Source organism: Pseudoalteromonas sp. HF66 (assembly GCF_011806445.1).
GTDB lineage: Bacteria > Pseudomonadota > Gammaproteobacteria > Enterobacterales > Alteromonadaceae > Pseudoalteromonas > Pseudoalteromonas apostichopi.
Genome location: NZ_JAATOU010000019.1, coordinates 42,253 through 54,572, shown reverse-complemented (window position 1 = coordinate 54,572; position 12,320 = coordinate 42,253). Strand labels below are relative to the sequence as shown.

At 39.7% G+C, this 12,320-nt stretch carries 12 protein-coding genes; 6 read left to right on the top strand and 6 right to left on the bottom strand.

Going from position 1 to position 12,320, the window contains the following annotated elements:
• Positions 1–40 precede the first annotated feature (40 nt).
• The 4 genes from HCZ11_RS16145 to bfr (HCZ11_RS16130) all read left to right on the top strand — a co-directional run bounded on the left by HCZ11_RS16145 (position 41) and on the right by bfr (HCZ11_RS16130) (position 4,845).
• Entirely contained in the window at positions 41–1,111 is a 1,071-nt protein-coding gene (locus HCZ11_RS16145; protein ID WP_130053016.1) for a PepSY domain-containing protein, read from the top strand.
• Positions 1,112–1,550: 439 nt separating this feature from the next.
• A complete protein-coding gene (locus tag HCZ11_RS16140) occupies positions 1,551–3,686 on the top strand; it encodes a TonB-dependent receptor (RefSeq protein ID WP_167658901.1) in 2,136 nt (711 codons plus the stop codon).
• 209 nt (positions 3,687–3,895) lie between these two features.
• Positions 3,896–4,369, top strand: coding sequence for a bacterioferritin (bfr, locus tag HCZ11_RS16135; RefSeq protein ID WP_167658900.1), 474 nt, complete (start codon positions 3,896–3,898; stop codon positions 4,367–4,369).
• 11 nt (positions 4,370–4,380) lie between these two features.
• Positions 4,381–4,845 (top strand): bacterioferritin, encoded by a 465-nt coding sequence (gene bfr, locus HCZ11_RS16130; protein ID WP_167658899.1) that lies wholly within the window; start codon positions 4,381–4,383, stop codon positions 4,843–4,845.
• A gap of 57 nt (positions 4,846–4,902) precedes the next feature.
• Here bfr (HCZ11_RS16130) and HCZ11_RS16125 read toward each other — a convergent pair whose 3' ends face one another.
• Both HCZ11_RS16125 and HCZ11_RS16120 read right to left on the bottom strand, forming a co-directional pair.
• Positions 4,903–5,376: a mechanosensitive ion channel family protein gene (locus HCZ11_RS16125; protein WP_167658898.1), complete on the bottom strand. Its 474-nt coding sequence runs from the start codon at positions 5,374–5,376 to the stop codon at positions 4,903–4,905.
• 59 nt (positions 5,377–5,435) lie between these two features.
• Positions 5,436–5,891 carry a hypothetical protein gene (locus HCZ11_RS16120; protein ID WP_130052511.1) on the bottom strand — a complete coding sequence of 152 codons (456 nt, stop codon included), beginning with the start codon at positions 5,889–5,891 and terminating at the stop codon, positions 5,436–5,438.
• Between the two features lie 184 nt (positions 5,892–6,075).
• Here HCZ11_RS16120 and HCZ11_RS16115 point away from each other — a divergent pair, with 184 nt between their 5' ends.
• Complete coding sequence (locus tag HCZ11_RS16115; RefSeq protein WP_130052512.1) at positions 6,076–6,507, top strand: hypothetical protein; 432 nt, start codon at positions 6,076–6,078, stop codon at positions 6,505–6,507.
• A gap of 276 nt (positions 6,508–6,783) precedes the next feature.
• Here HCZ11_RS16115 and HCZ11_RS16110 read toward each other — a convergent pair whose 3' ends face one another.
• The 4 genes from HCZ11_RS16110 to hutH form a co-directional block, all read right to left on the bottom strand.
• Positions 6,784–7,170: a hypothetical protein gene (locus HCZ11_RS16110; protein WP_167658897.1), complete on the bottom strand. Its 387-nt coding sequence runs from the start codon at positions 7,168–7,170 to the stop codon at positions 6,784–6,786.
• A 90-nt stretch (positions 7,171–7,260) separates the two neighbouring features.
• Complete coding sequence (locus tag HCZ11_RS16105) at positions 7,261–7,671, bottom strand: GFA family protein (protein ID WP_167658896.1); 411 nt, start codon at positions 7,669–7,671, stop codon at positions 7,261–7,263.
• Positions 7,672–7,792: 121 nt separating this feature from the next.
• Positions 7,793–9,793: a urocanate hydratase gene (locus tag HCZ11_RS16100; RefSeq protein ID WP_167658895.1), complete on the bottom strand. Its 2,001-nt coding sequence runs from the start codon at positions 9,791–9,793 to the stop codon at positions 7,793–7,795.
• An 11-nt stretch (positions 9,794–9,804) separates the two neighbouring features.
• The gene (gene hutH / locus HCZ11_RS16095; RefSeq protein WP_130052518.1) at positions 9,805–11,298 is read right to left on the bottom strand and encodes a histidine ammonia-lyase; all 1,494 of its coding nucleotides are present in this window, start codon (positions 11,296–11,298) and stop codon (positions 9,805–9,807) included.
• Between the two features lie 119 nt (positions 11,299–11,417).
• Here hutH and HCZ11_RS16090 point away from each other — a divergent pair, with 119 nt between their 5' ends.
• A complete protein-coding gene (locus HCZ11_RS16090) occupies positions 11,418–12,314 on the top strand; it encodes a LysR family transcriptional regulator (RefSeq protein WP_130052519.1) in 897 nt (298 codons plus the stop codon).
• The last annotated feature ends 6 nt before the right edge of the window (positions 12,315–12,320 follow it).

Below are 12,320 nucleotides of genomic sequence, written 5' to 3'. Positions count from 1 at the left end.
TTCAGTTTTGTGTTAAAGCAAACTGAAGGAACAAATCTTGTTGAAGTTGTGGTTACGTCGTACGCATTTATTACTTGCCTTAGTAAGCGGTTTATTTTTAATTTGTTTAAGTTTGACCGGTGCTTTACTTATTTACGCAAAAGACATTCAATACCTTACTCAAAGTGATAGATGGACAGTAACGCCAGCGGCTTCAGCACTTGATTTTGATAACCTCATCAATCACGTTTCAGCGTCAACTAAACAACCTGTTACTCTGGTAATGCCAGAGCAGCGCAGTGATCTAGCGTGGCAATTACAACTAGCAAATAACCGCTATGTGAGTGTTAATCCATACAATGGTCAGGTTTTACATGAATACGATTATTACAGTACGATTTATGGCTTTACCATGGCTTTGCACCGCTGGCTGCTTTATGAAGATGGCGATAAAAGCCGGCCTCTAAGAAACTGGGTCTCGGTGTGTGCGCTCATTCTTATTATTGAAATTCTGCTCGGCTTTTATATTTGGGTTAAGCCAAAAAATCGTATGAAACGTTTGGCTATTAAGCGTAAAGCAAAGTTTAGAGTACTTATGTATCAGCTACATACCGTTTTGGGTGTGTATTTTTTAATTCCACTCATTTTAATTGCTTACACAGGTATGGCGTTTAACTGGAAAGAACAAACCAAAGCCGTATTAGAATTTGTGATGCAAGGCACAGTTGAAGATAGACCTAAACCGCCAGCGGTTATTCCCCCTTTAGCGGATACGCCCTTTCAAGTGCAAAAAGCGTTTGATAACGCACAAACTGTATTTCCTGAGGGTAAGTTATTTAGAATTTATTTACCGAAAAAACCAAGTGACAACATAGGATTTAGAATAGAGAACCCAGGTGAAAGCCATGCCTATAGTTGGGTATGGGCAAACCCATATTCAGCCGATATTGTAGCAAGTTATGATGCCAGCGAAAGCTCTTTGACCACTCAAACTTGGAACTTCAAATATAAGTTTCATATTGGCGATTTTGCAGGCCCAATTGTGCAATTATTGTGGTTGATATTTGCTTTATCACCGTTATTTTTTACGATCTCAGGTGTTTACTTTTGGTACAAACGGCATTACAGATAGACACTTTATCTGACAGATTAATTATACAACGGCCTTTCATCATTAAACGAATTCATATTCTCAGCCAAAGCTATATTACTGCGTATATATAATCACATGAATGTGTAAAATTGGTGTCAAAACACTTGATGCTAAAGTGGCAATCAACCACATCGCTATATCAACTGTTTATTCACAAATTTGGGGGCTGCTAGCTAACATCAGAAATATCAGTAACACCTATGTTAGCGCTTTAAAACCAATACTCTGAACACGCAAAATTAGTAAGGGTTCAAATATAATACTCACCTATTAAGCATCCATTGAACATTCGTGGATGCTAAATTCATCGCTATATAACAGAACCAAAGAACTTATTGCAAATCATTATCATTAACCTTGCCTTTACTCTTCTTTACATTTAGACTGCCGCACAATCAAACAAGAATTAAGGACAAGCATGTTAAAAACTTCTCTGACTCTGGTCGCTATTGCAATTAGCAGCCAATCAATTGCTGATGATGCCATCAATAAAAACCTTACCGCAGAAGAAATGGAACACGTTGTTGTATCAGGCAGCCGTGTATTTGAAAGCATTGATGAAGTCCCAGCTTCTGTCACTATTATTAGCCAACAGCAAATTGAAGAACATTTAAAAGTTAATCCAGAATTACAAAGCTTACTTGCGCAAATGGTACCAGGCCTTGCACCAGATACCGGCAGTTCGAGTAATACAGGTCAGAGTTTACGTGGTCGTGCACCACTTGTAATGATCGATGGAGTGCCGCAATCGACACCACTCAGAAACGGCTCATTAGGAGTTAAAACTCTCGATCCAAGCGCCATTGCGCGTATCGAAGTGATCAAAGGCGCTACCTCTGTTTATGGTAATGGTGCATCGGGCGGTATCATTAACTACATCACAAAGCAGGCAACAAGTGATGGTCAGCCAGAAGGTGAGATCAGCCTATCGTCACGTTTTAGTGCAGTTAAATTAGAAGAAAGCGCCGGCGCGCGAGTCTCTGCAGCAATTAATGGTCGTGCTGATAAAATTAGCTATTTATTTACCGCAAGTTACGAAGAAAATGGTGTTCAACGTGACGCAGAAGGCGATATTCTTGGCTTGCAGTATGGTTTATCTGATGCAGTAACAGAAAACTACTTTACCAAACTCGGCTATGATTTTGATGATGAGAAGCAGCTGCAATTTAGCTATAACTACTTTAGCTCTCAACAAAAAACCGATTTAGGTGACGTTGTTGGTAACCTGAACGATGGCGATAAAACTTATGCGATTCATGTACCTAAAGAGCTTCAAAAGCAAGGTAAACCACAAGGCCCAGACGGTAACGAAAACATAACCTTAAAATATACAGACTACGCCCTATTTACTAATACACAAATGACGCTCGATCTATACATGCAAGACATCGAGAATGTGTTTTTCTTTTCTACAAACTTAGCTAACCCAGACGAAGGTTACGAAGGCGGCCAATCAATTATTCGCTCAGAAAAGAAAGGGGCGCGCGCTACCTTTAATACCCTTGTTGATTTTGACAATGTTGAAGCCACCTTTATTTATGGCCTAGATGCACTGAATGATGTGACTTCTCAACCGCTTGTTGATGGCCGTGTTTGGGTACCAGAGATGGATATGGAAAGCCTTGCTGGCTTTTTACAAACAAAGTGGGTTATCGATAATGATTTAATCATTAAAGCGGGTGTGCGCCAAGAGAGTATTGATTTAACCGTTGATGACTACAACACCTTAAAGCTTTGTCGCTCAGAAACACAGTGCTCAGTGCCACTTAGTGTAAAGGGTGACACTATTGATTACGATGCAACCACCTATAACGTAGGTGTTAAATACAATTTGCTTGATGCCTTCAGCCCGTTTGCCAATTATTCACAAGGTTCTGATATCTCAGATATTGGCCGCTTATTACGTTCTGCAACAGTAAATGATATTGGCCTAATTCAAACAGAAGCATCAATCATCGATAACTATGAAATTGGCTTTACATCACAGTTTGATGACTTACGTTTTGAATTTGCAGCTTACCGCAGTACATCTGAGTTTGGCACCACTAATAGCTTTAATGAGGTAACGGGTGTCTATGAGCCAGTAAGAGCGCCACAAGAGATCTGGGGTTACGAAACACTAATCGATTATAAAATTAATCCAACCCTCAAACTTGTTGCAACCTACAGCTATGTTGAAGGTAAGAACACCGAAGACGACATTTACTTAGGTTCTCGCCAAATAAGCCCACCAAAAGGTACTGCTAATTTAAACTGGCAACCAAATGATGAATTATCACTCACTGTGAGTTATTTATATGTGGGTTCACGCAAACGCTTTGAGCCAAATGCAGAGGGTGAGTTTGTTGGTGATCAAGGTCCAATTAGCAGTTACAACCTATTTAACCTAAGCGGTCGTTATAACTTTAGCAACAACTGGCAAGCGTTTATGGGTGTAGAAAACCTATTTAATAATGATTACTACCCTGCCCGTGCGCAGTCTTATACTTATGGTGGCTATAACATTAAAGGTTTAGGTACGACCATGACACTTGGTGCAACTTATAGCTTCTAAAGCAGTTTTTGTTTAGAGCAACAAGCCCTTCTTAGTAAGGGCTTTTACCTTTAAGAATAGAAACGATAAATTGTTCATTTATCAACCATTAACGCAAACTTAAACGAGAATCACACTCAATAGTAAACAACTGATTTACAAAGGAAAATGTTTGCAATCTTATTTTTATATACTACAATTATCGCAACTTGGAATTCGAGGACAGCATTATGAAAGGTAACCAAAAAGTCATAGATAGTTTTAATAAACTACTCGCAAACGAATTAGCTGCTATAGATCAATACTTTATTCATTCTCGTATGTATGACGATTGGGGCCTAAATAAGCTGTATGAGCGTCTTAACCACGAAATGGAAGAAGAAAAAGACCACGCTGATTGGTTGATAAAACGTATTCTATTTTTAGAAGGCGTACCAAACATGACTAAACGTCGTGATTTATTAATTGGCTCAGACGTTAAAAGCATGATGCAAAATGACTTAACACTTGAGCTAGAAGTTGTTGACTGCGTTAAAGAAGCTATTTCAGTTTGTGAACAAGAAAAAGACTATCAATCACGCGAAGTGCTTGAAAAGCTATTATTTGATACAGAAGAAGATCATGTTTACTGGTTAGAACAACAGCTGGGTCTAATCGACAAAATTGGTAGCCAAAACTACCATCAATCTCAAATGGGCGAATAGAGGCTAATTGTATGAAAGGCGATAAAAGCGTCATTGCTGCACTTAATAAAGTATTAGCAAATGAATTAGTGGGTATTAACCAATACTTTTTACACGCTCGTATGTTTAAAGATTTTGGTTTTTCAAAATTAGACAAAGCTGATTACAAAGTATCTATTCAAAAAATGAAAAACGCCGACCGTTTAATTGAGCGTATTTTGTTTTTAGAAGGTTTACCAAACTTACAAGATTTAGGTCGCCTACGTATTGGTGAAAACTCAGAAGAAATGATCGAAGCTAACATGAGCTTTGAACTTGATTCATTAGTCGATCTTAAAGCGGGAATTAAACTTGCTGAAGAGAAAAAAGATTACATCAGCCGTGAAGCGTTAGATAACATCTTAAATGAGCAAGAAGAACAGATTGATTGGCTTGAAACACAGCAACAGTTAATCAAAACCGCAGGGCTTGAGAATTACCTGCAATCTCAAATGTAATTTGCTAAAACTTAAAAAAGCAGCCTAGGCTGCTTTTTTTATGGCAAAAATTTGTGCTTAATCGTCTTCGCGATCAATGATTGACACTTTATTACTTAAAATTAAAGAGTTAGGAATTAAATGCACCGCTCCCTCGCCTTTAATTGTGATATAGCGCAAATTAAGGTCAATCACTGTGCCCTTTGAATTGCTCACTTCAATGTAATTACCAAGCTTAATGGGCTTATAAAGCACAATCATGACACCTGCTACTAGATTCGAAATAGCATCCTTCAACGCAAAACCCAAAGCAAAGCCTGTTAGGCCTAAGCCGGCAACTAAAGCGGCAACGTCAAAACCCAGTTTCGATAACGCAAGCACAATACCAATGAATAATAAAATAGCACGCTGCGAGTTAGAAATAAGCCGAAAAGTTTCAAGAGCGGTTGAATCAAAGCGTCGTTGAAATTGTTTAATAGCATGGTCTATAAGCAGGCTTGCAATGTAAAAGGCAGCGATAACTAAAAGTGCTTGAATAAATTGGCTAGTCATAGAATTTTCAATTAAAAATAAAAGCCCATAATAGGCTTGAAATTGCGTGAGACAAACATTTATTGCTTTTCAAACACACATGAAACTTCAGGTTTATTCAGTGTGTAAGTGATATTGCCATTATCTTTAAAACGCAGATCTTCAGTTGTTGAACCGTTATCGTCTTCATTTTCACAGCGAAAGTAGCGCTTAGTTCTGACAATCCCATTTACAAAGTATTTTAACTTCGAGCTGACAACACAAAAATTTGGGATCTTCTTTACCTGCGTACCGTTATGTAAGTCACTAAAGTCGATTAATGTTCCTAAGCTAAATCCTTGAGTTGTTTCTTTTATCAATGAAAAGGAGGCGTTTTGACAAACCACATCACTGCCTGCTTTCACTTTGTAATCACCTTGTTTATCTTTAATCAGAGCCAAAAACTGCGTTTTATTGCTCGGCTTCACATCAAGTAGAGCACTAGCAATTGACGAGGTTGATAGTAAAAAAGCCACTAAACAAAAGTAATATCTCATTGAAAATCCATAAACTTATAGACACTTTACTAGCATAGCATGCTGATTAAGGTTGGTGAATTTATAACGCATTAGTTAATACGATAAAAAAATGCTTTTGGTTCTATTTTATGAACTTTGCATAAGCAACCAATCTGTTTATGTGCTATAAATTTTAATGATGAAAATTTTTGGAGGGAATCAAATGAAAATAATCAAACTCATCGCTTTAACAACATTTTTAGCCCTAGCTAGCACACAAAGCCTAGCCAGTGATGACGACTGGAAGTCCATCGCCGAGAAAAAAGTCAGCTACAAAAGCGAAACCGATACCGTTAATCCTATCACCAGCAGTAACTACAGCCATATTAAAATTAAATGTACCCATGGCACTGTGAATCTTAAGAAAATTAAAGTTGTTATGAATAACGGTGAAGAAAAAGTGTTTGATAACCTAGGGGTTTTAACCAAAGGGATGTCGTCACGTAGTTTAAGCTTACCAGACAAAAACGACGCTAAACTCGATAAAATCAAACTTGAATATGAATCGGTAGGCAGCACAGCCCTTAGTATGGCAGGTGTAACCGAAAAAGCCGAAGTTGAGATTCTCGCGAAAAAAGCAAAGAAAGAAGATTAGCGGGCGAGTTGCGAGTTGCGAGTTGCGAGTTGCGAGTTGCGAGTTGCGAGTCAGGATGTTAGAGCCTATACAGTTTCACAAGCAGCGGCGTCTTTCCGCCGCGACTATTTAAAAACAAACGCGCGAAACAAGTTTCACGCCTACGATAGTGACCTTGTAGATCGCCCATTTATGGCGACAAAAACCGTGGTAATTTTCAAGTAGGAACGGCTTCAGCCGTGAACCTTCGATGTTCGGCGTTGAAACGCCTCCTACAAACTTTACTCTAGTATCTCGCTAACTTTTTACTGATTTGTCTAATTTAGTTACATAAGCTTTAAGCTCTGCAAGCTGACTTTTTTCGCCTTGGTGAGCATTCATTGCTTTTGCAAAGTAGCTATGTGCAAGCTGCTGCTCACCAGCTTGCTCATAAATGAGTCCAATTCGAAGATAAGTAAAAGCAAGATTATTAGGGCCTAACTCTGTTTGCAGCGTTTTAGCGCTATCAAGCTCAAGAATTCTTGCGAGTGCATTTAACGCATAAAGCGCACTATCGCTTGAACCTTTGATGTACTGAGAATGAGCGATTTCTAGCTCATTTTTAAGAAACTCGGCTGTCATTTCATTTGCGTTTGTAGGTACTGCTAACGAGACTAAAGCAGCTAAGGTTAAAACTTTAAACATATTAAACCTCCTTTTAAAATGTATCTTAAAGATTAATCAAACTCGATTAGCTGGTCAAACTTTATTCATAAAAGCAAATTATCAAAGCGCTTAATCGCGACCCAAGCCAATCAACTTTTTGCCATTTAAACCTTTTTTATGCCATTCTGTTTGTTCTTCACAGAATATTTGCGCGTCTAATTCTTTACTTGGCTCTTCGTTTAAACTACCTGCAGGTACGAGTAGGTATTTACTGTCTTGTGATTCAAATGGCAGCGCAGAGCCACAGGTTTTACAAAACGCTCTAGATAATGCACGACCAGGATAATTAAACCGCGTTATATGCTGCTGACCTTTTACCCATTCGATAGCATCTGGTGAGGTAAACAAATTTGCAGCGTGAGCTGTTCCGCTCAGTTTTCGACATTGTTCACAATGACAGAAGTAAAAACGCCTAAATTTATCAGCAACTTTAAAACTCACTGCACCGCAGCAACATTCACCCGTCAGTGTTTTAGTCATCTCTATCTCCTCATTAGCTAAGCCAAAAATTTATTACCTAAACAATGCGCTATTTAAAAATTTTAGGCAATAAAAAAGGCCATGTTGCGTGTACAACATAGCCTTTTTGCATTGACACAACTTAGAAATCTAAGTTTGATAAAACTTCATCATCAACGTTATTAGACAAGGTCACTTTAAGTTTAGGCGTACGAGCCATTTCACGTTTAATTGCAAAATTAGCTTCTTCGTTACGAGCCCAACTACGACGAGCAATACCGTTGTTTACATCAAATAATAGCATAGATTTCAGACGACGCTCGGCAGCTTCACTACCATCTAGTAGCATACCAAAACCACCGTTGATCACTTCGCCCCAGCCTACACCACCACCATTATGGATAGATACCCATGTTGCACCACGGAAACCATCACCAATTACGTTATGAATAGCCATATCTGCTGTAAAGCGGCTACCGTCATAAATGTTTGATGTTTCACGGAAAGGTGAATCAGTACCACTTACGTCATGGTGGTCACGACCAAGTACAACTGGACCAATTTCACCACGATTAATGGCATCATTAAAGGCTTTAGCGATTTCAGCGCGGCCTTGTGCGTCTGCATAAAGAATACGTGCTTGAGAACCAACAACGAGTTTGTTCTGTTTAGCATCTTTGATCCAAGTGATGTTGTCTTGCATTTGCTGTTGGATCTCTTCTGGCGAGTCCGCCATGATTTTATTTAAAACATCTGCAGCAATAGCATCTGTTTTATCTAGATCTTCTGGCTTACCTGAGGTACATACCCAGCGGAACGGGCCAAAGCCGTAATCAAAACACATTGGGCCAAGAATATCTTGTACGTACGATGGGTATTTAAAATCAATACCATTATCAGCCATTACATCGCCACCAGCGCGTGATGCTTCTAACAAAAACGCATTACCGTAATCAAAGAAGTAAGTGCCTTTTGCCGTGTGCTTGTTAACAGCATCGGCGTGGCGCTTAAGCGTCGCTTGTACTTTTTCTTTAAATACTTCTGGCTCTTCACGAATTAAACGATTTGACTCTTCATAGCTGATATCAACCGGGTAGTAACCGCCTGACCATGGGTTATGAAGTGAAGTTTGGTCAGAACCTAAGTGAATGAAAATATCTTCAGCTAAGAAGCTTTCCCATACATCAACTACGTTACCAATAAAGGCAATCGAAACCACTTCTTCATTTTGCTGAGCAGTACGTACACGCTCAACAAGCTCTGGCATGTTATCGATTAGCTCATCTACCCAACCTTGTTGATGACGCTTAATAGCCGCCTTAGGGTTAACCTCGGCACACACGGTAATACAGTTAGCAATGTTACCCGCTTTAGGCTGTGCACCACTCATACCGCCTAAACCAGCAGTTAAGAAGATCTTACCTTTTGGTGATTCGCCTTTTGCAAGTACTTTACGGAACGCATTCATTACCGTAATGGTTGTACCGTGAACAATACCTTGCGGGCCAATGTACATAAATGAACCTGCAGTCATTTGACCATATTGAGTTACACCTAGTGCATTGAATTTTTCCCAGTCATCTGGTTTTGAATAGTTCGGGATCATCATACCGTTTGTCACAACCACTCGCGGTGCTTCAACTGATGATGGAAATAACCCCATAGGGTGACCCGAATACATGTGTAGCGTTTGGTCTTCTTCCATTTCGCTTAAGTACTTCATGGTTAATAAGTACTGCGCCCAATTTTGGAATACCGCACCGTTACCACCGTAAGTGATTAGCTCTTCTGGGTGCTGTGCTACAGCAGGGTCAAGGTTGTTGTCGATCATCAACATAATAGCGGCAGCTTGTTCGCATTTAGCCGGGTAATCACTGATCGAGCGCGCTTTAAGCTCATAGTTAGGTTTAAAGCGATACATGTAAATACGGCCAAATTGTTTGAGCTCAGCAGCAAATTCAGCAGCTAATTCTTGATGCCATTCTTTAGGGAAATAGCGCAATGCGTTACGAATAGCCAATTGCTTTTCGTCGGCCGATAAAATGTCTTTACGTTTTGGAGCTCGGTTTGCATCGCTTGGATACGGTTTTGGCTCTGGCAATACGCTTGGGATACCTTGCTTAATTTGTTCTTGAAAAGTCATTATTTGCTCCCTTAGTTAACTTTAAACGCTTGCGATTTAACAAGTTCTACCATGGCATCAATATCAGGCTTAAGTAAGCGGTCTTCTTCTAATTTGGCAACTTTGCTGCGAATTAATGCAAAGTTTTCTTCAATGATGTCAGAACACTTATTAGGACGTCTAAATTCAATTGCTTGTGCTGCATACATAAGCTCAATTGCAAAGATTTTATCAAGATTACCTAAAATCTGGTTTAACTTACGACCAGAAATACTACCCATAGATACGTGATCTTCTTGACCCATTGATGTTGGTACACTGTCCGCTGATGGTGGGAAACACAAAGATTTGTTTTCTGTTACCAATGCCGCAGTCACGTATTGTGGGATCATCATGCCAGAGTTTAAGCCACCCGATGACGTTAATAAACGCGGTAAACCATGTAAGCCCTCAAGTAGCAAGTAACAACGACGATCAGCAATGTTACCAAGCTCTGCTGCTGCAATTGAAGCATAATCTAATACCATAGCAAGTGGTTGACCGTGGAAACCACCACCCGAAATTGCTTCTTCTTCGCTGATCACAATTGGGTTATCTGTAACTGAATTCATTTCTGTTTCAGCAAGTTCTTTTAAGTGGTAATACGCATTACGTGATGCACCATGAACTTGAGGAATACAACGCAGTGAGTAAGGGTCTTGAACACGGTCACAATCAGTATGTGAAGCCATGTTTTCAGAGCCTGCAAAAAAGCTGCGCATACGCGCTGCAACTTCGATGTTACCTTTAAAAGCACGGATAGCATGTAACTCTTCACGGAATGGTGATTCGCTACCTTGCATACCTTCAATACTCATAGCACCTGCGATGTCTGCAAGGTCTAATAGGTAACGCATTTTAGTAAGCGCAGTAATGGCATGAGATAAAATAAACTGAGTACCATTAATTAACGCTAAACCTTCTTTAGCATGTAAATCTAGAGGCGCTAAACCGTGCTCTTTTAATACTTCTGCTGCTGGCTTGATTGTGTCGTTTACCCAAAACTCACCTTCACCTAGAAGAGGTAAAAATAAGTGCGATAACGGTGCTAAGTCGCCCGATGCGCCAACTGAACCTTGCTCTGGTACAACAGGAATGATATCAAGTTCAATAAACTTAAGCATACGCTCAACAACGGTTAAACGAATACCTGAAAAACCTTGGCTTAATGCATGTACTTTGGTGATTAGCATCAGCTTTGAAATAGGTTTAGCGATTGGCTCACCCACACCTACAGCGTGTGTGATCAATAAGTTCTTTTGTAATAAGTTGGTTTCTTCTGGAGAAATTTGTGTATCACATAATGGGCCAAAGCCCGTATTGATACCATAGATGGCTTTATCTGAGGCAGCCATTTTATCTACGTTTTGGCGGCTTTTATTAATTTTATCAATTGCTTCTTGGCAAAGCTCTGCCTGTAACGTACCGGCTGCAATAGCATTAACGCTATCTAACGTTAATTGGTCAACACCATACTTAAATGTCATTTATAACTCCTAAAGAACAGGATTAGTTTTATTTAGAGGGAGTCTAGCTTGCTCTAGTTGTTTTACAAATGCATAATTATCGTTATTCATTCCAGATTTATCGAACTAAAAGAAGAGCTATGCAAGTTCATGACGTAGACCTGCGCTTATTGCGCGTTTTTGTAGCAATTGTTGAGTGTGGCGGGCTTTCAGCCGCAGAGTCACGTTTGAATATTGGCCGCTCAACCATCAGTGCGCATTTATCAGACTTAGAAGTAAGGCTTGGCATTAAATTATGTAAACGTGGCCGCAGTGGCTTTGAAATTACAGATGCAGGAGCTATCACCTATCAGGCATCGATTGAACTGCTTCAGCAATGCGAAGCCTTTGCTAATACCGTAGCAAGCTCTAAAAATGAGTTATCGGGACGTTTAAGTATCGCCATGATAGATACCATGGTTAGCGATCCACGCTGTGCCGTTCCCCGTGCTATTGCAAGGTTAAAAGGAAAAGGTAAAAACATTCAGTTCGATATTAACGTATGTGAAGCACGAGAGGTAGAAACCGCAGTAGCCAATGGCCGTTCTTTAGTGGGGATTGGTGTTAGCCGCCATCATATTCGCGGATTAGATTACACCGCCCTACACAACGAAACTAACTTTTTGTATTGCGCAGTCGGTCACCCGTTATTTAATTGTGAAGACAAGAAAATAAATGAGCTGCTCAAAGAAGCGGAGGTGATTACCAGTAACTACATGCGTGATAAAGAAAGCCGAAACGACGGTTTAAACTATCAAAATAGTGCCGTTGCCTACCATGATGAAGGGATTGCACATTTAATTTTATCTGGTGAGTTTATTGGTTATTTACCTGATCACTATGCACAGTTCTGGGTCGATAAAGGCATTTTTAAGGCTGTTCAGCCAAACAAATATCACTACGATATTCCTGTGGTATTAATCACCTCAAAAACAAACGCCAGCTCCCCTTTAGCAAACGCTATGATTGACGAAATTAAGCGCTGTTACGCGGTTTAGGCTTTA

Excerpts from the sequence above, each read along its gene's own strand:
- bfr (WP_167658899.1), top strand. The coding sequence starts at position 4,381 with ATGAAAGGCGATAAAAGCGTCATTGCTGCACTTAATAAAGTATTAGCA.
- HCZ11_RS16110 (WP_167658897.1), bottom strand. The coding sequence starts at position 7,170 with ATGTTTAAAGTTTTAACCTTAGCTGCTTTAGTCTCGTTAGCAGTACCT.
- HCZ11_RS16125 (WP_167658898.1), bottom strand. The coding sequence starts at position 5,376 with ATGACTAGCCAATTTATTCAAGCACTTTTAGTTATCGCTGCCTTTTAC.
- HCZ11_RS16105 (WP_167658896.1), bottom strand. The coding sequence starts at position 7,671 with ATGACTAAAACACTGACGGGTGAATGTTGCTGCGGTGCAGTGAGTTTT.
- HCZ11_RS16120 (WP_130052511.1), bottom strand. The coding sequence starts at position 5,891 with ATGAGATATTACTTTTGTTTAGTGGCTTTTTTACTATCAACCTCGTCA.
- HCZ11_RS16100 (WP_167658895.1), bottom strand. The coding sequence starts at position 9,793 with ATGACTTTTCAAGAACAAATTAAGCAAGGTATCCCAAGCGTATTGCCA.
- HCZ11_RS16090 (WP_130052519.1), top strand. The coding sequence starts at position 11,418 with ATGCAAGTTCATGACGTAGACCTGCGCTTATTGCGCGTTTTTGTAGCA.
- bfr (WP_167658900.1), top strand. The coding sequence starts at position 3,896 with ATGAAAGGTAACCAAAAAGTCATAGATAGTTTTAATAAACTACTCGCA.
- HCZ11_RS16140 (WP_167658901.1), top strand. The coding sequence starts at position 1,551 with ATGTTAAAAACTTCTCTGACTCTGGTCGCTATTGCAATTAGCAGCCAA.
- hutH (WP_130052518.1), bottom strand. The coding sequence starts at position 11,298 with ATGACATTTAAGTATGGTGTTGACCAATTAACGTTAGATAGCGTTAAT.
- HCZ11_RS16115 (WP_130052512.1), top strand. The coding sequence starts at position 6,076 with ATGAAAATAATCAAACTCATCGCTTTAACAACATTTTTAGCCCTAGCT.